The sequence below is a fragment of the Candidatus Kirkpatrickella diaphorinae genome (genome assembly GCF_025736875.1).
Classification (GTDB): Bacteria; Pseudomonadota; Alphaproteobacteria; order Acetobacterales; family Acetobacteraceae; genus Sorlinia; species Sorlinia diaphorinae.
Genome location: NZ_CP107052.1, coordinates 941,448 through 962,786, shown reverse-complemented (window position 1 = coordinate 962,786; position 21,339 = coordinate 941,448). Strand labels below are relative to the sequence as shown.

General features: G+C 57.2%; 22 protein-coding genes and 2 tRNA genes. 16 read left to right on the top strand and 8 right to left on the bottom strand.

Annotation, left to right across the window (positions count from 1 at the left end):
- Window positions 1-66: 66 nt before the first annotated feature.
- The 4 genes from N5W20_RS04350 to N5W20_RS04335 all read right to left on the bottom strand — a co-directional run bounded on the left by N5W20_RS04350 (window position 67) and on the right by N5W20_RS04335 (window position 1,767).
- Window positions 67-525 carry a hypothetical protein gene (locus N5W20_RS04350; protein WP_319807686.1) on the bottom strand — a complete coding sequence of 153 codons (459 nt, stop codon included), beginning with the start codon at window positions 523-525 and terminating at the stop codon, window positions 67-69.
- Window positions 526-1,068: 543 nt separating this feature from the next.
- A tRNA-Arg gene (locus N5W20_RS04345) sits at window positions 1,069-1,145 on the bottom strand.
- Between the two features lie 30 nt (window positions 1,146-1,175).
- A tRNA-Arg gene (locus tag N5W20_RS04340) sits at window positions 1,176-1,252 on the bottom strand.
- A gap of 119 nt (window positions 1,253-1,371) precedes the next feature.
- Complete coding sequence (locus N5W20_RS04335) at window positions 1,372-1,767, bottom strand: hypothetical protein (RefSeq protein ID WP_319807685.1); 396 nt, start codon at window positions 1,765-1,767, stop codon at window positions 1,372-1,374.
- 161 nt (window positions 1,768-1,928) lie between these two features.
- Here N5W20_RS04335 and guaA point away from each other — a divergent pair, with 161 nt between their 5' ends.
- A complete protein-coding gene (gene guaA / locus N5W20_RS04330) occupies window positions 1,929-3,524 on the top strand; it encodes a glutamine-hydrolyzing GMP synthase (protein WP_319807684.1) in 1,596 nt (531 codons plus the stop codon).
- Window positions 3,525-3,772: 248 nt separating this feature from the next.
- Here guaA and N5W20_RS04325 read toward each other — a convergent pair whose 3' ends face one another.
- Window positions 3,773-5,029: a reverse transcriptase/maturase family protein gene (locus tag N5W20_RS04325; protein WP_319807683.1), complete on the bottom strand. Its 1,257-nt coding sequence runs from the start codon at window positions 5,027-5,029 to the stop codon at window positions 3,773-3,775.
- Window positions 5,030-5,263: 234 nt separating this feature from the next.
- Here N5W20_RS04325 and N5W20_RS04320 point away from each other — a divergent pair, with 234 nt between their 5' ends.
- Together N5W20_RS04320 and N5W20_RS04315 are read left to right on the top strand one after the other, a co-directional pair.
- Window positions 5,264-5,431, top strand: a complete 168-nt coding sequence (locus N5W20_RS04320) for a hypothetical protein (RefSeq protein WP_319807682.1) — start codon at window positions 5,264-5,266, stop codon at window positions 5,429-5,431.
- Between the two features lie 168 nt (window positions 5,432-5,599).
- Window positions 5,600-5,962, top strand: a complete 363-nt coding sequence (locus N5W20_RS04315; protein ID WP_319807681.1) for an arsenate reductase — start codon at window positions 5,600-5,602, stop codon at window positions 5,960-5,962.
- A gap of 16 nt (window positions 5,963-5,978) precedes the next feature.
- On the opposite strand, the gene N5W20_RS04310 is transcribed toward N5W20_RS04315, so the two are convergent.
- Window positions 5,979-6,545 carry an HNH endonuclease gene (locus N5W20_RS04310; protein WP_319807680.1) on the bottom strand — a complete coding sequence of 189 codons (567 nt, stop codon included), beginning with the start codon at window positions 6,543-6,545 and terminating at the stop codon, window positions 5,979-5,981.
- Window positions 6,546-6,595: 50 nt separating this feature from the next.
- Between N5W20_RS04310 and gluQRS the strand changes: the two genes are divergently transcribed.
- Window positions 6,596-7,498, top strand: coding sequence for a tRNA glutamyl-Q(34) synthetase GluQRS (gene gluQRS, locus N5W20_RS04305; RefSeq protein WP_319807679.1), 903 nt, complete (start codon window positions 6,596-6,598; stop codon window positions 7,496-7,498).
- On the opposite strand, the gene N5W20_RS04300 is transcribed toward gluQRS, so the two are convergent.
- Both N5W20_RS04300 and argH read right to left on the bottom strand, forming a co-directional pair.
- Window positions 7,483-7,623, bottom strand: a complete 141-nt coding sequence (locus tag N5W20_RS04300; protein ID WP_319807678.1) for a hypothetical protein — start codon at window positions 7,621-7,623, stop codon at window positions 7,483-7,485. The two genes, gluQRS and N5W20_RS04300, sit on opposite strands and share 16 nt — an antisense overlap.
- Entirely contained in the window at window positions 7,620-9,026 is a 1,407-nt protein-coding gene (gene argH / locus N5W20_RS04295) for an argininosuccinate lyase (protein ID WP_319807677.1), read from the bottom strand. The genes N5W20_RS04300 and argH overlap by 4 nt, the downstream gene beginning before the upstream one ends.
- Before the next feature lie 68 nt (window positions 9,027-9,094).
- Here argH and N5W20_RS04290 point away from each other — a divergent pair, with 68 nt between their 5' ends.
- The 12 genes from N5W20_RS04290 to der all read left to right on the top strand — a co-directional run bounded on the left by N5W20_RS04290 (window position 9,095) and on the right by der (window position 21,187).
- Window positions 9,095-9,889: an N-formylglutamate amidohydrolase gene (locus tag N5W20_RS04290; protein ID WP_319807676.1), complete on the top strand. Its 795-nt coding sequence runs from the start codon at window positions 9,095-9,097 to the stop codon at window positions 9,887-9,889.
- Window positions 9,805-10,731, top strand: a complete 927-nt coding sequence (locus N5W20_RS04285) for a shikimate dehydrogenase (RefSeq protein ID WP_319807675.1) — start codon at window positions 9,805-9,807, stop codon at window positions 10,729-10,731. The genes N5W20_RS04290 and N5W20_RS04285 overlap by 85 nt, the downstream gene beginning before the upstream one ends.
- Window positions 10,728-11,315, top strand: coding sequence for a dephospho-CoA kinase (coaE, locus tag N5W20_RS04280; protein WP_319807674.1), 588 nt, complete (start codon window positions 10,728-10,730; stop codon window positions 11,313-11,315). The genes N5W20_RS04285 and coaE overlap by 4 nt, the downstream gene beginning before the upstream one ends.
- Window position 11,316: 1 nt before the next feature.
- Window positions 11,317-11,994, top strand: a complete 678-nt coding sequence (gene dnaQ, locus N5W20_RS04275; RefSeq protein WP_319807673.1) for a DNA polymerase III subunit epsilon — start codon at window positions 11,317-11,319, stop codon at window positions 11,992-11,994.
- Between the two features lie 118 nt (window positions 11,995-12,112).
- Complete coding sequence (locus N5W20_RS04270; RefSeq protein ID WP_319807672.1) at window positions 12,113-13,015, top strand: glycosyltransferase family 9 protein; 903 nt, start codon at window positions 12,113-12,115, stop codon at window positions 13,013-13,015.
- Window positions 13,016-13,022: 7 nt separating this feature from the next.
- Window positions 13,023-14,063 (top strand): glycosyltransferase, encoded by a 1,041-nt coding sequence (locus tag N5W20_RS04265; RefSeq protein WP_319807671.1) that lies wholly within the window; start codon window positions 13,023-13,025, stop codon window positions 14,061-14,063.
- Window positions 14,064-15,803, top strand: coding sequence for an asparagine synthase (glutamine-hydrolyzing) (gene asnB, locus N5W20_RS04260; RefSeq protein WP_319807670.1), 1,740 nt, complete (start codon window positions 14,064-14,066; stop codon window positions 15,801-15,803). It begins immediately after the preceding gene.
- A 16-nt stretch (window positions 15,804-15,819) separates the two neighbouring features.
- Window positions 15,820-17,139: a dihydroorotase gene (locus tag N5W20_RS04255; RefSeq protein ID WP_319807669.1), complete on the top strand. Its 1,320-nt coding sequence runs from the start codon at window positions 15,820-15,822 to the stop codon at window positions 17,137-17,139.
- Window positions 17,140-17,174: 35 nt separating this feature from the next.
- Window positions 17,175-17,555 (top strand): hypothetical protein, encoded by a 381-nt coding sequence (locus N5W20_RS04250; RefSeq protein WP_319807668.1) that lies wholly within the window; start codon window positions 17,175-17,177, stop codon window positions 17,553-17,555.
- A 143-nt stretch (window positions 17,556-17,698) separates the two neighbouring features.
- Window positions 17,699-18,388, top strand: a complete 690-nt coding sequence (locus tag N5W20_RS04245) for a tetratricopeptide repeat protein (RefSeq protein WP_319807667.1) — start codon at window positions 17,699-17,701, stop codon at window positions 18,386-18,388.
- The gene (locus N5W20_RS04240) at window positions 18,381-19,772 is read left to right on the top strand and encodes a PQQ-like beta-propeller repeat protein (protein WP_319807666.1); all 1,392 of its coding nucleotides are present in this window, start codon (window positions 18,381-18,383) and stop codon (window positions 19,770-19,772) included. Before N5W20_RS04245 ends, N5W20_RS04240 begins: the two co-directional genes overlap by 8 nt.
- A gap of 5 nt (window positions 19,773-19,777) precedes the next feature.
- Window positions 19,778-21,187 (top strand): ribosome biogenesis GTPase Der, encoded by a 1,410-nt coding sequence (gene der, locus N5W20_RS04235; RefSeq protein ID WP_319807665.1) that lies wholly within the window; start codon window positions 19,778-19,780, stop codon window positions 21,185-21,187.
- Window positions 21,188-21,339 lie beyond the last annotated feature (152 nt).

Sequence of the window (21,339 nt, the reverse complement as noted above, 5' to 3'; positions counted from 1 at the left end):
TTCACGAAGTTCACGGTGATCGATCTTCAGCGCGCACTCGGCATAAATAGCTCGTTCAATGAGCGATCAAAACTTTCTAAGGTCGGGTGCGGCGTCAGAATTCTCGATGCCTTTCCAGTTAGTCGCCCGGATGGGCGATCTCTCTGGAGCGGAAAGTTCTGCCGCATTGAAGAGGTAACTTAACCACTCCTCAAAGCCTGACGGTCCTTGCTCCTTATCTTTTGGCCAGAGGGATTTACGGTGGTGAATGATAGCCATCGTATCCTCCGCCAGAGAACACTGCTCAACCGCATCGAGGACCTTGCATTCAAGGTTGTTTTCGGGGTTCCTTGCCATGAGACGGCCACCCGCGCTGAGTGATGTGCCCGCGGCAGTCAAAACCACCAAATTTTCCAACCGGAGCCAATCCGTTAGGAGCGCTTGAACGCGACGCAAACCGTCGTCAGGTGACTTTTCGTGCAAGAGGTCTTCTATCTCACCATTGGTCGCCGGCGAGATCAACTTGTATTTGCAGACAGCTCCCAATTATTTTCTCCATTTGCTTCGAACGATCGTGTTGACCCGCATCGCGATTTCATATGCTGTCGAGTTCATCCGAAGCTACCAAGTGCCTGCGAACAGTGACGTGGTGGGCAAAAGCGTATCATGAGCTTTCGAGGAATCTAAAGCCATTAACGCTGTGAAAAACTCATCTCGCAATTTGCGGCTAAACTTCATTTGCGCGCCGACTTCGTTTTACAACCTCATTATGAGACTGATCAACATGAAACTTTTTAAGAAAAAACTACAATAAAAGCAGAAAGCCATAGGATTTTCTTAACATTTCATGAAGCATATGACTTTACGGGGTGCCTCACGCATAATGAAATAACGTCAAGGTGCCGAACGGAAGAAACGGCTTCTTTTTCCCTTAATAAAGTTCTCGAACCGGTAATCACTCAATGCTATAAAAACAACAATTGCATCGACCGCACTTTTGTAATGAGGTTCGACTTGACTTTGACAGTCGTCACTATCGCCTGTACTCAAAGATGGGCAATATTAGATATTCGCATCAATTTTGCAAAATGGCGCACCCGAAAGGACTCGAACCTCTAACCCCCAGATTCGTAGTCTGGTGCTCTATCCAATTGAGCTACGGGTGCCGTGCCTGCATGCAGGACTTATGTCGTTTCTGGCGCACCCGAAAGGACTCGAACCTCTAACCCCCAGATTCGTAGTCTGGTGCTCTATCCAATTGAGCTACGGGTGCGTCGAGGCGGGGTTTTAGAGGGATATCCGGCAAACGGCAAGTGGGAAAAAGCTTTTTCTGCCCTGACGCGCGTTTTTTGCGGCAGATGCTGGTCAGGGCAGGGCGTTACGGTGCGGTTTTCAGGCGTGGGTGCGTGTCATGACGATGTGGGCGCGGCAGGTCGGGGTGGCGTAGATGCCGCCAATGGCGTTCCCCACCGGGTGTCCACGGAAAACCATGCGATACGGCTTATGGTTCGTATCCAGATGGGTGAAGCTGGCGGTCAGCACGTCATTGGACTTGCCGCGCTCACCGCGCAGCAGAACGGACTTGCCTGCAGGTGCAAACACAATCGTCTTATCCTCGATCTGCAGCAGCGAGTTATCACCGTCGGGGCACTGTCCCTGTTCGGTCACGAGCGCGCCGGACCATCTGCCGCGCGGGTCTTTGGAAGGTGAGGGCCCCTGCCCGCCGGAACAAGCCGTCAGGGCGATGAAGCTGGCGAAGGCGAGGCGGCACTTGATGGCGTGGGACATGTGTCATCCTGATAAAATATCGAACCTCTTGCCAGCCTATCAGGAAACGCGCCGCAGATCTCAATATCCCTGCTTGAAGTGGCGTGATTTGGGTGACGGGTTTATAAGAAAGCTGTATATCGACCCTCTCGACCGCCCTTGCGAAGACGCGAAAGTGAAGAATGAGCCTGCCTGAACCCCGTGCGATGCACGATCTCGACGCCCGACTCCATGAAGACCGCATCCTGATCCTGGATTTCGGCAGTCAGGTGACACAGCTCATCGCCCGCCGCGTGCGGGAGAGCGGGGTTTATTGTGAGATCTGGCCTTTCACGACCGACATCTCCCGACTTTCCGATTTTGCACCACGCGGGATCATCCTTTCCGGCGGGCCGGCAAGTGTGCATGACCCTGATGCGCCGCGCATCCCGGAAGAGATTTTTGCGCTCAATGTGCCGATTTTGGGCATCTGTTACGGCCAGCAGGCGCTATGCGCGCAACTCGGCGGGGCTGTCGAATCGCATGAGCATCGCGAGTTTGGCCGCGCTTTCATCGAAATCGTCGATGATTGTGCGCTCTTCCGCGGGGCCTGGGCGCGTGGCCATCGGGAGCAGGTCTGGATGAGCCATGGTGACCGCGTTACGAAGATCCCGCCCGGCTTTACGGCGGTCGCGGTTTCTGAAGGGGCGCCATTCGCCATTATCGCCGATGAGAGCCGCCGGATTTACGGGGTGCAGTTTCACCCTGAAGTCGTGCACACCCCCCATGGCGCGGCCTTGCTGCGCAATTTTACGCATGGCGTGGCAGGGTGCAAAGGCACTTGGACGATGGCCGGTTTCCGCGACCTTGAAATCGCGCGTATTCGGCAGAAAGTGGGGGAAGGGCGGGTTATTTGCGGCCTTTCCGGTGGGGTTGATTCGTCGGTTGCGGCCAAGCTGATCCATGAGGCGGTGGGTGATCAACTGACATGCATCTTCGTTGACCCCGGTTTGCTGCGCGCCGGTGAGGCGGAAGAAGTCGTCAAAACTTTCCGCGGGCGGTTCAACATCCAGCTCGTACACCGTGATGCGTCGGAATTATTCCTCAACGCGTTGGCAGGGGTGACGGACCCGGAGACGAAACGCAAAACCATCGGGCGCCTGTTTGTCGAAGTTTTTGAGGAAGAAGCCGCGAAACTTGGTGGCGCCCAATTCCTCGCGCAAGGGACGCTTTACCCAGATGTGATCGAATCTGTCAGCTTTACGGGCGGGCCTTCCGTCACGATCAAATCCCACCATAATGTGGGCGGCCTGCCCGAGCGCATGAAAATGAGCCTCGTCGAGCCATTGCGTGAGTTATTCAAGGATGAAGTGCGCGCATTAGGGCGGGAACTGGGCCTGCCGGACATCGTGGTTAACCGCCATCCCTTCCCCGGGCCGGGCCTCGCCATCCGCGTGCCGGGCGATATCACGCGTGAGAAGCTGGACCTGCTGCGGAAGGTCGATACGATCTACCTTGAGGAAATCCGTAATGCTGGGCTCTATGATGCGATCTGGCAGGCCTTCGCGGTGCTTCTGCCGGTGCGCACGGTCGGTGTCATGGGCGATGGCCGCACCTACGACCAAGCCTGCGCCCTCCGCGCCGTCACCAGCAGCGACGGCATGACCGCCGAAGTCTACCCCTTCGACTTCGCCTTCCTCAACCGCGTCGCGGGGCGCATTGTTAATGAGGTGCGGGGGATTAATCGGGTGACTTACGATATCACATCAAAGCCGCCGGGGACGATTGAGTGGGAGTAGGGGGGCTGCTGGAAGTTTTGACGTGCACGGTGAACTGAATAATCTCAGTTATTGAAAAAGATTTTTTGTGCTACGCTTCCTAGCAATTCAACTAACTATCTTGGATCAATTTATTCCGAACTAATATAAGAATCCATCGGTACGTGCGTTGTTGGCAAACTGAGAGTTCCAGTGCCAAAAGTTTGTGGATTGAGAAGCAATGGTAAGTTTTTTAAACTGGCATTCTCAAACTGTGGACGATCCTCGCCTCAAGTTGAAAAATTAGTTTTGATCTTTGCGATTTCTCTTCTCGCGGCCCTTTCCAAGCGTCGCACCTGCCGGCAAATTTGTTCGCCTTGCTCAAAAGCTTTTGCGCTTCGCCGTCCGTAAGATGCAAAGTTTTTCAACGTGCACAAAGTGTCACCTTGGTAAAATTTAATGTAATTGAAACGCTTATAGAGCTTTTTTGTGTATATTTTGCCGGAACAACCTTTCGTTTGCCGTATTAAAGCTGATTTCTCAGCATGTCGTATCGCTCGCCGCATTTTGCGCCACTGTCGGGCTAAAGAACTCCCTCGTATAGAGGGGCCGGATTCGTTAAAGGTAAAACCTAAATATTGAGCGGCTTTTGAGGCGCGGGGACTGAGGCGCCCCTTGTCGAACAAAGTTTTCTCAGTTTTGGATGGGGCGATCTCCAATTTTTCGCCAGCAATCAAGTTCAAAATTTTCGTTTCTAACTCCGATGCATCCTCGGGTTTGCAAATGATGAGGATGTCGTCCGAATAGCGGCGGTAAAACGCATGAATTTCGTCGCAATAATTCTTAGCTGCCTCGTCAAACTGAAGCATGTAAAGGTTCGACAATGCAGCGCTAATCGGTGTTCCTTGAGGTATTCCTCGCCGACGGCCCTCGCGGAGTTCCGGGTTACGGTGGAAGGCGATCCCCTCCTTCTTCAACTCTTTTAAATTTGCAATCGGGCCACATTTTTCTTTCTTTAGTTGCGGCCCCAACATCGGATGAGCTTTCAATTCTTCTAGTTCGACATAATGATAGTTGGTAATGAAGCGAAATACCTTATACCAATCGTCTGAAAGCTCTCCAACGCCAAGTAAAGATTTCAGACGTTGTTTCAAGAAGAAGTGGTCCAAATTGTTGAAAAAGCTCGAAATATCGAAAGCTAAGATCGTAGCGGGCGAGTGAGCTTGAGCAAAAGACATTGCCTCCGCAGCGAAGTGGTAATTCGCTTGTCCAAGAGGCCTATACGCGATCACGTTGTTGGAGATGTTTTTTCCCTTGTAGACGACGTCAAGCGCACGACTTAAAATGTGAGCGTAATAGGCGAGTATGCAGGCATCTCGATGCGAAGGATAACTTATCGGGCGAAATTTACGGACGATCTCCCTCACGCCGGTTTCCGCATTTTTCTTATAGTTGATTTTCGTTTGGTTGTAATGAAGAAGGGGTGAGAAAGCGTGCCTCGACACCTCGGCGGGCCTCATTGCCTTGAGGGCGAAAGCTTCCGACACGGGTAAGTCGAAATGCCGATAACGACGCGTTTTAAACCATGATAATGACAAACTTTTTCCCATTCGCAGAGTTCGGAGGACTGGCCCTGACCCTGGGCTCCGAATAAAATCGGCGTCCTCCGAACGCACGCCACCATCTGCTAACTACTGCGCTTGTTTACATTATCGCAAACGTCTCGCTAACACGGGCCTAAGAACGAGAGGTGGTATAATGGTAAAGTGGAGATCCGAGCTATGCTCGAAGTCTCATTCGACCTGATAACGGTCATGACGCTGCTGTTAGGCATCGGCTTGCCCGGTATCGAGTTCAAGTTTGACAATCTCAACAATTCCACCGCCGAGCCAATCCTCGACGGCAGATTCACTCTAAAGGTTGGCGGTATGAGTTTCAAGGCTTTATGAATGCAATGTGTAACAAAATCCCTAATAATATTTATTGACTTATTGCCAAGCTTTCGATCTTTTTCAAACGCTGGTGATCTTCGGTTCAACCAAGAATAGGAGAGGACCGATAAATTCTTCTCGCCAGGCATCAAGCTTGTGACGCGTCGAAAAAACGGGAACGAGAATATGAGTGAGCATCCCCCCACCCTCTACGGCATCCCCAATTGCGGCAGCGTCAAAAAAGCGCGGGCGTGGCTGGAGGCGCGCGGGGTCGATTATCGGTTCGTCGACTTCAAAAAGACGCCCCCCACCGAGACCCAACTCACGGTTTGGGAAGCAAAATGTGGGTGGGAGGTGCTGTTGAATCGTCGGGGGACGACGTTTCGGGGGTTGGCGGAAGGGGAGAAGGCGGAGCTTGACGCCGCGCGTGCCAAGGCGCTGATGCTGAAATACCCGTCCATCATCAAACGCCCGGTGCTGGAGCACGGCACGGGCGACGTCACGGTCGGGTTTGACGCCGCCACTTATGAGGCGCTCTTCCCAGCTTAAAGCACGTGAAGAGAACTCAGCTTTCCAGCACGGAATCCCAGTAAAGATAGTCGCGCCAGCTTTCATGCAGGTAATTGGGCGGAAAATGTCGGCCATTCGCCTGCAAACGTCGCGTTGTCGGGCGCATCGGGCGGGAGAGGGGGGTCATGGCGATGTCTTCCGGCATTTTGCCCCCTTTTGCGAGGTTACAAGGGCTACAGGCTGTCACGACATTTTCCCAGCTTGTGCGCCCCCCGCGGCAACGCGGGATAACATGGTCGAAAGTCAGTTCCTGCGCCGGGAGGCGCGCATGGCAATATTGGCAGCGAAAATTATCGCGGAGAAACACATTAAACCGCGTAAAAGCGGGTTGCCGCGCGGTCTCGACAAATTCCTTGAGGGCGATCACACTCGGGACGGTGAGGGTGCAGCTTGGGGAATGCACCTCAACCCCTTCATATTCACTCAACACTGTGACACGATCCAGAAAGACGGCACGTATGGCATCCTGCCATGACCAGAGTGACAGGGGAAAATAGGAGAGTGGGCGGAAATCGGCGTTCAACACCAAAGCGGGGTAGTGTCGATAACTGCCTGTAAGCATGCACGTCCTCCCAGCGACCGGCGGGGGGAAACGACGCGCACCATTATTGCATGGCTTTTCGACATCGTCTTGACCGCCACTCCTCACACTATTTCAGTTTTCGCCCGAAAGGGCAAGGAGGGCGCATTTCCGGCCATTTTGTAACGCGTTTTGCGCCCAGCCCGACAGGTTACCTCCATATCGGGCATGTGGCCTCGGCGCTTTTCGCCCGGCAGAAGGCCAGGCGGGCGGGCCGCTATCTCGTGCGCATCGAGGATATCGACGCCACCCGATGCCGGGCTGAATATGCCACGGCGATATTTGAGGACCTCACCTGGCTCGGCCTGTCATCCGATGCGCCACCTCTTTACCAATCCCGCAACATGCCGCGATACCAGGCCGCTCTGCGCGACCTCAAATCACGCCACCTCATTTATCCCTGCACCTGCACACGGCAGGAGGTCGCGCAAAGGGCATTCGGGCGGGACCCGGATGGAAGCCCCCTTTATGATGGACATTGCAATATTCGCGGCTGCAACCCGGACCGCCCGCCCCTCTGGCGGCTTGACATGGCGCGGGCGTTGGATGTGATCGGCCACATGCCAGGCTGGCAGGAAGTCGGAGAAGGGTATGTTGCCAACGCGGCGGACGCATACGGCGATGTCATCCTCGCACGGCGGGACAATGGCGTGTCCTACCACCTTTGCGTCACATGTGACGATGCGGATCAGAATATCACATGCGTGACGCGCGGGGCCGATCTGCGCGCCGCGACTTCCGTGCATCGCGTGCTGCAACAGTTGCTGTCACTGCCTGAGCCCGTTTATGCACATCACCCGCTCGCTTTAGACGAGACGGGTCGCAAACTCTCAAAAAGCACCCACGCGCCCGCCATCAGGGAAATGCGGCGCGTCGGGGCGCAGGCGGCTGACATCATCAAATTGGGCGAGGCTGTGCTTCACTCAACCGGGTAATCGCGCGGGAAGATTTGCTCACCCGGCCCGCCCGGACTATGCGGGGCGCCTTTTTTACCGCAACCCGTTAATGTCACGGCCGTGAGGGTGATGATCAGCGAGATGATCAAACCATATCTCATCATTCTTCTCCCAGAATATCGCACCATCTCTGTGCCTCACGCGCCACATTTTCAGGCGCTGTGCCGCCGAAGCTGCGTCGCGAGGCAAGCGATGATTCAACCGTCAGCACGCCGAAAACCCCCTCGTGAATTTCCGGCGCGACGTCCTGCATTTCGGCCAGGGAAAGTTCAGCGAGATCGAGCTTCTTCCGCTCCGCGATGCTGACAAGCTGCCCGGTGATGTGATGCGCGGTGCGAAAGGGGAGTTTCAATGCCCGCACCAGCCAGTCCGCCAGGTCCGTCGCGGTTGAAAATCCGGCAGCGGCGTAATGGCGCATGGCTTCCGGCGCGGCCCTAAGGTCATGGATCATGCCTTCCATCGCGGCGAGGGACAGGGTCGCGGCTTCCGTCGCGTCAAAAACCGGCTCTTTATCCTCCTGCGAGTCCTTAGCGTAGGCGAGGGGCAGGCCCTTCATGACCATCAGGAGTGAGAGATAATCCCCGCTAATGCGGCCGATTTTGGCACGGATCAACTCCGCCGCATCCGGGTTACGCTTTTGCGGCATGATGGAGGAGCCCGTTGTGAACGCATCGGACAGGGTCACGAACTGAAACGGGGCTGAACACCAGATGACGATTTCCTCAGCCAGGCGGGATAAATGCATGGCGAGGAGGTTGAGGGCCGAGAGATACTCCAGGGCAAAATCACGGTCCGAGACAGCATCGAGGGAGTTGCGCGTCGGCCGGTCAAAACCCAAGGCCCGCGCTGTCATCTCACGGTCAATGGGGAAGGACGTGCCCGCCAGCGCGGCGGAACCGAGCGGGCATTCATTCAGGCGCGCGCGCGCATCTTCCAGCCGCCCCTTATCACGCGCCAGCATCTCCACATAAGCCAGCAAATGGTGCCCGAAGGTGATGGGTTGCGCGACCTGCAAATGGGTGAAGCCCGGCATCGGGGTGGCGGCATGTTCACGCGCGCGTTGGGCAAGGGCGCGCATGAGGGACGAGACCTGCGCTGACAGGCCGTCAATCGCATCCCGCGTCCATAAACGGAAATCTGTCGCAACCTGGTCATTGCGTGACCGTGCTGTATGCAGACGCTTGCCGGCCTCGCCGATTTTCTCTGACAGGAGCGCTTCGATATTCATGTGAATATCTTCCAGGGCCGCTGAGAATTCGAAGCGTCCTTCCGCAATATCAGTGGCGATCGCGTTCAGCCCGTCTTCAATGGCCTTGGCATCTTCGGGTGAAAGGATGCCGACATGGGCGAGCATCTTTGCATGGGCGAGAGACCCGCGAATATCCTGCCGCCAGAGGCGCTGGTCAAAGCCGATCGATGCATTGATATCGCGCATGATATCGGCAGGGCCACCGGCAAAACGGCCGCCCCATTGTGGATTGGCAAGGCAGGATTTATAATCAGGCACGTTCAATTCCAAAACTTGCGAGGAGTGTTCGGCAGCAACGTAATGTTTTCACGCCGATCACGCAATTCATGACTTTAACGCCCCTTCTGACGGATGACGCGCCCGCGCCCTTCATCCTCCACCCCGCAACATGTGACGCGCCCTTCATTTTCGTATGTGACCATGCGGGGAAGCGCATCCCGGAGAGATTAGGTGATCTCGGCCTGTCGGCGGCGGATCGCACGCGGCATATCGCCTGGGATATCGGTATTGCCGGGGTCGCGCGACGCCTGCATGCGGCTTTGGGCGCACCCCTCATTGAGCAAGTCTATTCCCGCCTCGTCATTGATTGTAACCGGGCCCCGGGTCATGACAGCTCCATCCCGTCCCATTCGGATCAAACAATCATCAGCGGAAACCAGAATCTGAGCGATGATGAACGGCGTCAGCGTGAGCGGGAAATTTTCCGCCCCTATCATAATTGCATCGCGCAACAACTTGCCACGATTGATCCGCAGAAATGCGCCATGATTTCGCTGCACAGCTTCACCCCGTTCTGGCAGGGGCAGGAGCGCGCCTGGGATGCGGGGGTGCTTTTCCATAAAGATGCTGTTTCCGCCGAGATCATGCATCAAGTCCTTGTTGAGAGCGGCAGATGGGTCGTCGGAAAAAACGAACCCTATCGGATGACGGCGACTTCAGATTATACGATACCGTATCACGCAGAGACGCGCGGCATGCCTTATCTTGAAATCGAGATCAGGCAGGATCTCATCGCAGACGAGGCAGGACAGGAAAATTGGGCAGCGATCCTGACGCAGTTATTGCCGATATATTGGCGCAGATGGACCGCCTGCGCCCCGATGCATCGCGCTTACGCCTGACGGAGTCTTTCGGCGGCACCCTGCCTCAGCTTGCAGGCGTTGTAGGTTGGCCGCTTCAACACACATTGTCACCCGCCCTGCATAATGGCTGGCTCAGGCGTTATGATATTTCCGGACGCTACCTGAAACTTCCTCTCGCGCCGGAAAATTTCAGAGCCGGGATTCATCTGCTCCAGCGGCTCGGTTTCCGGGGCGTCAATGTCACCATTCCGCACAAGGAAGAAGCTTTTCAGATCGCAACGCGGAAATCTGAGATCGCGCGTCAATGCGGCTCTGCCAATACGTTGATTTTTGGCGATCATGGCGAGATCTTTGGGGACAGCACGGACGGGGCCGGGTTCTGTGAGAACCTCCGTGCGCATGGCATCGCGATCAAAGGCCGCGCGCTCATCCTTGGCGCTGGCGGCGCAGCGCGCGCGATCTGCGCGGCTTTGATGGAGGAGGGGTGCGACGTCACCATCGCCAATCGCTCCGCCACGCGCGCTGAAGCATTATGTGCACATCTGCACGGTCTCCATCACGTCAGTTGGAATGACTGGCCTTCTCACCTTGGTGAGGTCGATTTGCTGGTCAATACGACATCTCTGGGTATGCAGGGCGCAACGGAATATGACTGGGAAAGTGCTTTATTAAAGGCGCGGGATGATCTGAGCGTGGCCGACATCGTCTATGTCCCGCTCGAGACGTCGCTTCTTCGGCAGGCGCGTCGGCGCGGTTTGCGCACGGTTGACGGGTTGGGAATGCTGATTGAGCAGGCACGGGTCGGGTTTCGCGCCTGGTTCGGGAAGGACCCTCAGGCGGACGAGATGACACGTCATGCCCTCATGGGGGCGCTCGGGTGATCGTGATCGGCCTGACGGGTGCGACGGGGGCAGGGAAGTCCACGATCGCCGCACGCCTGCGCCGCAAGGGCTGGCCGGTTTTCGATGCGGATAAAGTGGTGCACCGCATGCAGGGTCGCAACGGAATCGCTGTGGGGATGATCGCGCAGCTCTGGCCCGATGTCGTCGTTGACGGCGCCGTGGATCGCGCGCGACTACGCCGGCGCGTCACCCAGGATCGTCACGCGCTGAAAAAGCTTGAGCGAATCATGCACCCCCTCGTGAAAGCGGCGCGCAAAAAATTCCTTCGTTCCATGCGGGCTGCGCATCAAAGAGTCTGCGTCCTTGATATTCCCCTCCTGATCGAGACCAACGCGCATAAGGATTGCGATATTGTGATCGTCGCGGAGGCCCCTCTTGCTGCGCGTGTGGCGCGGATTCACCGTCGCGGTAGGATGTCGGGGGCGGAGGCCCGCTTTTTGCTGGCGCGGCAGGCCACGGATGAAGCGCGTCGACGCGCGGCGGACATTGTCATTCACACGGGTTTATCGCAGGGTGATGCGGTCAGGATGCTCAAAAAAGCTCTTTTCAGAGTGGGATTATAGGATGAAGCGATCAGTACTTTTCGATACGGAGACAACAGGGCTCGACCCCGCAACAGGGGATCGCGTCATTGAGATCGCCGCTATCGAACTGATCGATGATCTGCCAACCGGTGAGGTCTATCACACGCTCGTGGACCCGGAGCGGGATGTCCCGCCCGAATCAACCCGCGTGCATGGCTTCACGCGGGAGGACCTCGTCGGCAAGCCCAAATTTAAAGAGATTGCGCAGGGATTTCTCGATTTCATCGGGGAGGATGAACTCATCGCGCATAATGCGCCATTCGATTTCGGCTTCGTCAATGCGGAACTGGCATTGTGCAAAAAGCCGCCGCTTGATCGGCAGCGTATGGTCGACACGCTGATTATCGCTAAAAAGCGGTTTCCCGGATTGCCGAATAATCTCGACGCCTTATGCCGCCGCTATAATATCGACCTTTCCGAGCGCACGACCCATAACGCCCTGCTGGATTGCCGCCTCCTCGCGGAAGTTTATGTCGAGCTTATGGGCGGTCGCCAGCGCGGGCTGGGGCTGACGGTGACGACAGGCGGCGGCAGGGTGGTGAAATATGAGCGGAACCGTCACCGCCAGGCCCGACTTATACCTCCGCCGGACGCAGCGACAGAGGATGCCCATCGCGCTTTCATCGCCCGGATGAAAAATCCTTTATGGGAAAGGTGAGGCTAAGCGTCTAAAAATAGGTTTTTATTCAATTTATATAATGCCAGCCACAACCCCATTTCCGGCGTGAAATCCGGTTTCCTGATTCGCGCTTCTCGCCGAGATTGAGGAATTTGTTTTGAAACGACTTTTGTTTATCACGGGTAACCGTCTTGGGGATGTCGTGATCTCCACCGGCTTGTTACGCGCGTTTCAAAACCGCTATGGCGATGCGCAGGTCACTATTGTCTGTGGACCTGTCGCGGCCAGCCTGTTTGATTGCTGGCCGGGTGTCGACCGCGTCATACGTCTTGAGAAGAAACGTTTTGATCTCCATTGGCTGAAATTATGGCGTGACTGTTTCCCGACGCGGTGGGACCATATTGTTGACCTTCGCGGCTCAGCCTTGAGTTATCTCCTCAATGCCAGGGCGCGTTCCATCTCCCGCGGGGGGCGTAAGGCCGGATTAAGGCTTCATCATCATGGTGCCCTCCTGCAATGCTGCCCGACGCCGCAGCCGGAAGTTCATACGACGGAGAAACATCGGCGAAAGGCCCGGTCGCTCCTCCCGAAAGGCCCGGCCTGGATCGCCATTGCGCCAACCGCCAATTGGTGCGGCAAAATCTGGCCCGCAGCGTCTTTCAGAGCGCTCTGCGAACGTTTCATTCGCGATGGTTACCGGATCGCGGTCTTTTACGGCCCCGGACCACAGGAAAAAGCCCGTGCCGAACCGTTTCTTGCTGAACCTGCCTGCCATCACGTCGATGTCGGCGGGGACCGCGCCCTGCCTGAAGTGATCGCCTTGCTGCAAAGGTGCAGCGCCTTTATCGGCAATGATTCCGGCCTGATGCATCTGGCCGCGGCAGCGGGTACACCGACAATCGGGCTGTTCGGCCCCTCACGTGCTTCCGAATATGCCCCCTCCGGCCCCTGCGCAACCTACATCCAGGCGGAAGGCCCGGAGGGCGAGGCACCGATTGACGGGATTTCCGTTGACAAAGTCTTTGACGTCGCTTGCGATTTGCTCCGTCGCGGTCAATAACGTTATTATGACATCGCCGCCCTTACCGCGTATCGCGCACATTATGGCCGGCGCCGCGAGAGGTGGCGCCGAGCTGTTTTTTGAGCGCCTTTCCGTGGCCCAGCATCGTCAGGGTTACCCGGTCACGACGTTTATTCGTCCGGATGGTGCGCGTGCGGCGCGGCTTGAGGCGGGTCATGTCGCCATTACGCAACTCCGCTTCCACCGTCATCTGACATTTCTGACGCGGCGGCACCTCAAAAAATGCCTGACGACATATCGGCCCGATATCGCGATCGCCTGGATGAACCGCGCCACAAGGGCGACGCCGCGCGGCCCCTGGGCGCTGGTCGGGCGGCTGGGCGGCTATTATGATCTCAGAAATTACCGCCATTGCGACGCGCTTATCGGCAATACACGTGGGCTTGTGACATGGATGACGCAGAAAGGCTGGCCGCAGGACAAGGTCTTCTACCTGCCCAATTTCGCGCGGGATTTCAGCGACGTCACCCCGCAGCGGCCGAATTTCATCCCCGCCAACGTGCCTTTCCTGCTTGCGATGGGTCGCCTTCATCCCAATAAGGGCTTCGATGTCCTGATCCGCGCGTTGCAGGATGTCCCGCGCGCCCATCTCGTCATTGCCGGTGAGGGCCCGGCACGCGATGCGCTTCAGGACGTGGCGCGGCAATGCGGTGTGACGTCCCGCGTGCATCTGCCGGGCTGGCTTACAGACACAGGTCCTTTCCTGCGTGCGTGCGATATTTTTATCTGTTCCTCCCGAATTGAACCTTTGGGCAATATTGTGATCGAGGCCATGTCCGCCGGACGGCCCGTTATTGCAGGTAACATTCAAGGCCCGGCAGAAATCCTGCACGGGACGGAAGACGGAATGTTGGCGGAGAGTGAAAACCCGCACGACTTTTCGTTAAAGATCAATAATTTATTAGGTGATCCGGATAAAGCACATGCGCTTTCCGTCAAGGGGCGGCAACGTTATGAGCGGGAATTCTCAGCACCGACCGTCCTTGCGCAGTGGGACCGATTTTTCCAGCAAATGAGGTTCCGTTAAATGTGCGGTATTGCAGGTTTCCTCGCCAGGCCGGGGACGAAAATCGACATTGACGCCCTTGACCGGATGGAGCGCGCAATCCTGCATCGCGGCCCGGACGGGCGCGGCGCATTTGAAGCGCGCGGGGTCGGGCTGCGACATACGCGGCTTTCCATCATTGATCTTGAAGGCGGCGCGCAGCCCCTTATCCATGATCGCCTGGCGCTGGTTGCGAATGCTGAGATCTATAATGATCCCTTATTGCGGAAAGACCTGTCTCACATCGCTTTCAAGACGGGGAGTGATTGTGAAGCCCCCCTTTATCTATGGCCGTGGCTTGGTGCGCATTATGTTGATGCGTTGCGGGGCATGTATGCCATCGCCTTTGTGGATCAGGGGGATGAGGTGGATCGCGCCGCTTTGTCGCGTGACCCTTTCGGGATCAGACCCCTCTATTATGTTGAAACACCGCAGGGCATCGCTTTCGCGTCTGAGCCGCAGGCCCTGATCGCCGGGGGGTATGCGGCCGCGTCATGCCGCCCGGAAGCTGTCACCGAACTTTTGCAGACGCAGTTTGTCGCCGGATCTGAAACGATTTTCCCGGGCATTAAAAGGGCGCGGCCAGGTGAGACTATGGTGGTCGAAAATGGCGCGATCACGTCGCGGCAGTTCAGGCCCGCCATTGAGGGCGATATTGATCGCGGCATGACGGAGGAAGCCGCGCTCAAAGCGCTTGATAAGATATTGCTGGACTCGGTTGCCGTGCATCAGCGCGCGGATGTGCCCAGCGGGCTCTTCCTTTCCGGCGGGATCGACAGTGCTGCCATACTCGCCGCGATGGTGCGGCTTGATACACGTCGGCCCGTCGCCTGGACAGCGCGCTTCGATACGGGCCCGGTGGATGAAGCTGCGGCCGCGCGCCGCATGGCGACCACTTGCGGCGCGGCGCACGAGGTTGTGACGATCACTGAGCGGATGTTCTGGGAGGATCTGCCCAAAATCGTGGCGTGCATGGATGACCCCGTGGCGGATTACGCCATCATCCCAACCTGGTTCCTCGCCCGCGCGGCGCGGCGTGACCTGACGGTGGTCCTCAGCGGGGAAGGCGGGGATGAGCTTTTCGGCGGATATGGTCGCTATCGGCGCGCCTGCCGCCCCTGGTGGCGTGGCGGGCGTGCGCCGCGCTGTAACGGGATCATGAACACTGTGGCGCCGAAATGGAAGGACACGTCCTGGAAGACAGACCTCTCCGCTGCGCCGGGGGATACGCGCTTTCGTGCCACGCAGCGGCTCGATATCGCGACCTGGTTGCCGGATGATCTGCTGATCAAGCTTGACCGTTGCCTGATGGCGCATGGGATGGAAGGCAGGACGCCATTACTGGATGTTGAGCTGGCGCGACTGGCCTGGCGTCTGCCGGACCGCCTTAAGACGCGTCACGGGCAGGGCAAATATCTGTTGCGAAAATGGCTGGACCAGCAATGCAGCCAGGCCAATGCTTTTGCGCCGAAACAGGGTTTCACCGTGCCTGTCGGGGCCTGGATGGCGGCGGAAGCCACGAGATTGGGGCCGCTCCTCCATCAGCAGGAAGCCCTGAAAGCCGCCATGCCGGGTGTCGACATTCATGCAATTGTGCAGAGGACGGGTGACCGTAAGGCCCGTAAGGCCTCATGGGTTTTGCTGTTTTATGCGCTATGGCATAGAATACATATAGAGGGCGTCCCTTGTGACGGGGATGTTTACGAGGTTCTCGCCAGTTAGGGTTGCCGGGGTTTTTATGCATTACGATCTCATTATCCGACATGGAATCTGCGTTTTCGCGTGGGGGGAAGCGTCGGCGGATCTCGGTGTAAAAAATGGCAGGATCGAGAGCCTGTCCGTCGCGATGGCGGACACGGCGGATCACGTCTTCGACGCGAAAGGGCTGCATGTTCTGCCGGGGATGATTGACGCCCATGTACATCTTCGTGACCCGGGTGACCCTGAAATTGAATCCGTCGCGACCGGCACGAGGGCCGCCGCTTTGGGGGGCATAACGACGGTGCTGGATATGCCCAACACGGCGCCGCCCATTACCTCTTCCGCAGCATTGGCCGCCAAACGCAGGACAATCGCGGAGAAGAGCTTCATCGATATGGGCCAATATATCGGCGCCACGCGTGAAAACACCCCTGAACTGGCCAGGTTGGAGCTTGAGCCGGGCGTCTGCGCCGTCAAAGTTTTCGCAGGTTCCTCAACGGGCGATCTGATGATTGAGGATGATGCGGGGATTGAAGCTGTTTTGCGCAGCGGACATCGCCGCGTGGCGTTTCATTCCGAAGATGAATATCGTCTGCAGGAAAGACGGCCCCAATTTGAAGTCGGGCAGGATTACGTCAATCACATGCATTGGCGTGATTCAGAGACCGCGTTTCGCGGGACACGCCGTATTGTCGCGCTCTCCCACAAAACCGGGCGTCCGGTCCATATTCTGCACACATCAACTTCCGGGGAACTCGCTTACCTCAAAGAGCATCGGGACGTTGCGACGGTTGAAGTGCTCGTCAATCACCTGACGCAATATGCGCCTGAGTGTTATGAGCGCCTGGGTGGACTCGCCGTCATGAATCCGCCGATCCGTGACAAGCAGCATCACGATGCGTCGTGGGAAGCTTTGCGGGATGGGCGGGTTGATGTCGTCTCATCCGATCATGCGCCGCATTCTCTTGAGGCGAAATGCCGCCCCTGGCTGCAATGTGCCAGCGGGCTGACCGGGGTGCAGACCATCCTCCCCCTTATGCTTGACCACGTTAATGCGGGGCGGCTGTCATTGTCGCGTTTGACGGATGTCATGTCTTCCGGCCCCGCGCGCGTCTATGGCGTGCCGGATAAAGGTCGCATCGCGGTTGGTTATGACGCGGATTTCTCACTGGTCGATATGCGGAAAAAGCGCACGATCACGAATGACTGGATTGCCACGCCGGTCGGCTGGTCGCCCTTTGATGGTGTTGAGGTGACAGGCTGGCCCAAAGCAACGATTGTGCGCGGCCATATCGTCATGCAGGATGATGAGATCTGTGAGGGTCCGAAAGGACGACTCGTGCATTTTCTGCCGTGACAGATTTGCGGCTTGCGTTTGTATCAGGGGGAATTATGCGTTCAACATGGCAGCGGGCCGTCATTATTATGTCCTTCATGGCGGGGGTGAGCGCCTCACCGCTTTATGCGGCTGCAGGCCCTTTCGATAGATGCGGGACGGCACCGGTGGAACCTGATCTGAAACTCGACACGGTCGCGCATTTCAACGAAGCCGTGGACAAGTTTCAGACTTACCAGAAAGACGCCCGGAAATATGATGATTGCGTCATCAAACAGGCGCGTACCGCTGAGGAAGCCATCAGCACGGATGCCCGTAAACAGATTGCCGCCATCCATGATCAGGGCATGGCCATTCATAACCGTATTTCCAAGGATTTCGCTGATATGGCGGCGTCCTTTAACAAAGCCTCTGCCAAATTAAAGAAAAGTGGGTGAGAGAGTCATACGATAAGACTTGCTGACGCGCCGCAATTTGACGCACAAGGCGGCAGGTCGGCATATAAAGCGGTTATCGTCACCTTGTTGGTTTGACGGGTGATTTCTTCATCCGTCATAAGCGCGCGCAGGAAAGGGTCAACGTGTCAGAAGAACTTCTTAAGCAGGTCCGATCCGAAATGCGTGCCGAAACGGCCCTCGCCATGGCGCGTCGGCACGCGGCATTATGTGTTTCCGTCCTTCTTCTCGCGGTTGCCGGGCTGGGTGTGTGGCAATGGCACCGTCATGCGCTGAAACGCGATGCGGCACAGGCCTCCGCGATTTTTTATGCCGCCTCCCTGACATTGCTTGAGTCCGATTCGGATCAGGATGTCAAAAAAGCGATTGCTGATCTCGCCACGCTGACGAAAAAGGCGCCGGGCCAGATCCGCTATGATGCGGCCGTTCAGATGGCGAAAGCGCAGATTCAGCAGGGTGACTTCAAAGCCGGGTCCGCAACGCTTCAGCAATTGGCGGATAACACGTCGGCACCTGCCATCTTCCGCGCCTATGCGCGCTATGTCCGCCTCAATGCCGCGGCCGCCATGCATGCTTTGCCGGAGGCTGAGATTCGCGCCGGTTATGAAGCGCTCGCCCGCGATGGTGGGCCGTGGAAGCCTTATGCGGAAGAGGGACTTCTCTCGACAGACATGGCGTCCAATCTGGATGAAAAGCGCAGGCTTGAGGCCCGCCACCTCGCCACGGCGCTTGCTGGCAACCCTGAAGTGCCGAACAGCATCCGGCAGCGCGCCGCCACCATGTCAACCATCCTGAAAGCGGGCTTCAATGACTGATCACCCCCATCATTCCGCATTGAAATCCTCAAGGCGTGCATTTTTCGGCGGGTTGACGGCATCGACCGCCCTGCTGACAGGGTGCGGGCTTTTCCGTGACAAACCGAAGCCGCCCATACCGGGCCATCGTGTTGATGTGCTGTCGGGCGGTGCCGGGCTGGTGGTGGATCAGTCGGATCACACGCCCATCAGTCTGCCGCCTTCCGAAAATATTACCTCATGGGCGCAGGCCCATCGCATCCCCTCTCATGAGGCGGTCAATGCGCGGTGGGCCAGTGGTAATCTCGCCTGGTCCCGCTCGATCGGGGCTGGAATTTCGGAACCGGCATTTCTGCATTTTGCCGCCCTCGGCCCGAATGGGCGCGGGGCCATTCAGTCTCCGCCCATGATTGACGGGGGGATGATTTACACGCGTGACGCGATCGGCACGGTCCGCGCCTGGACATGGCCCGGTATGGCGCTCAAATGGCGCTTTATCCCGAAAGGCCGGAAATCCCGTTCAACCGATATTGGCGGTGGGCTCGGCATTGCCGGTGGTGTGCTCTATATCGTGGATGGGGTCGGACAGGTTATTGCCCTTGACGCGGCGTCAGGTGTCGAGAAATGGCGCAGCGATATCGGCGTGCCCGGGCGTTCCAGCCCGACCATCATGGATGGACGCGTGTTTTTCGGCACGATTGATGAGCGTCTTTTTGCACTTGATGCGCAAACGGGTCGGCAACTCTGGAGCTATCAGGCCACGCCTGCTGAAACAGTGATGTTCGGCCAACCCGCCCCGGCCATCGTTAACGGGATCGTTGTTGCGGGTTTCGGCAGTGGTGACCTCGTCGCTTTACGGGCTGAATCGGGCGAGCTTGTCTGGAGTGACAGTCTTGGCGGCTCTAACGGGCAGGGCGCGATCCTTGACCTCGCCTGTGTCCGCGGCGCACCTGTGATCACCCATCAGACAGTCTATGCTGTCAGCCTCTCGAAAGTGCTTGTGGCGATTGACATGCGCTCGGGGCGTCGATTGTGGGAGAGGGAGGTCAGCGGCCAGAACACACCGCTTATTGTCGATGACTGGCTCTATATTATCTCATCCGACCAGCAGATCGCCTGTCTCGACCGGCAGTCCGGGCATGTGCGCTGGTCACAGAATTTGCGGCGCTTTCAAAACGAGGTGAAAGATAAAGACGCGATCACCTGGTTCGGGCCGATCATGGCGGACGGAAAGCTCGTCTGTGTCTCATCCTTCAAAGATGCGGGCATGGCCGTCGTCGATGCGGGCACGGGCAAGATCCTCTCTGTCACGAAAACTTCCAGCCCAACCCTTATTGAACCCATTATCTGCGACGGAAAGCTTCTCGTACTCTCCGTAGACGGAAATCTGAACGCTTACGGATAAAGATCATGCAATCTGGGCAGACTCCCTGCGTCGTTATTGCGGGGCGACCCAATGTCGGCAAATCAACACTCTTTAATCGCCTTGTAGGACGTCGACAGGCCATCGTCTCGGACATGCCGGGCGTCACGCGTGACTATAAGGAGGGGGAAGCCCGACTGGGCGGGCGTCTCATCCGTATCGTGGATACGGCAGGGTTGGAGGAAGCCGCGCCGGACACGGTTTTCGGGCGTATGCGCGCCTCGTCGGAATCGGCGATTGGCCAGGCGGATCTCATTCTCTTCTGCATTGATGCACGGGCGGGCGTCACACCGGCGGACCGCCATTTCGCGCAATTTCTGCGTCGCCAGAACCGGCCCGTCCTGCTTATTGCCAATAAAGCGGAAGGAAGTGCGGCGCAGACGGAGGTTTATGAATCCTTTGCCTTGGGTCTGGGGACGCCTCTCGCCGTCTCAGCCGAGCATGGGGAGGGGCTCTCCCATCTGATGCGGGAAATTGCGGACCGGCTGAAGGGCGACGAAAAAGATGCGCCGGATGAGGCCGGTTTGTCGCTGCAAGATAGGGACGCTTCGGATGAGGCCGCTGAGGCACCGATTAAAACCGGCCCGCTGCACCTGGCGATTGTGGGTCGGCCCAATGCGGGCAAGTCGACTTTAGTGAATGCCCTTCTCGGTGCTGAAAGGATGATTACCGGGCCGGAGCCTGGCCTGACGCGCGATTCGATTTCGGTGCAATTTCGGGATCAGAAAGGCGACGTCCAGCTCGTGGACACGGCAGGGATGCGCAAAAAGGCCCGCGTTGAGGAAAAGCTGGAACGTATTTCCGTCTCCGCCAGTCTTGAAGCCCTCAAAATGGCTGAAGTGGTCGTGCTCGTCATTGATGCGCTGCTCGGCGTGCACGAGCAGGATTTGCAAATCGCCCGACTGATTGAGCGTGAAGGGCGCGCCTGCGTCATCGCCCTCAATAAATGGGATGCGGTCGCTGATCGTGCCGCAACCATGAAAGCCGTCTCAGATCGATTGGAGATCTCCCTGGCGCAGATGAAGGGTATCCCCGTCATCACCTTTTCAGCCCTGACCGGTGCGGGGATTAACAAGCTCATGCCCGCCGTGCGTCAGGTCCATGATATATGGAATTGCCGCGTTTCAACCGGTGAACTGAATCGCTGGTTTGAAGGCGCGCTTGAGCGTCACGCGCCCCCTCTGGTCGATGGGCGCAGGCTCAAGCTCCGTTACATGACGCAGGCCAAAGCGCGGCCGCCGACTTTTATCCTGTTTGGCACGCGGGCTGAGCAGGTGCCGGAGGCTTACCGGCGTTACCTCGTCAATGGTTTGCGGGAGGCATTTTACCTGCCGGGCGTACCAATTCGACTTCAGACACGCGGCACAAAAAATCCTTTTGCGCGAGATTCACAATAACTCCCAATATTATAGGGACGTGACCTGTATTTTAAGGGTTATGACGACGTCATGCATTGTTGCGGCAACAACAACAATGCAACTGAACTGTTGATCACTTTATCGATAGGCTGCGCCCGCGACTCCTGAATGGATGTATGATCTCCTGACGC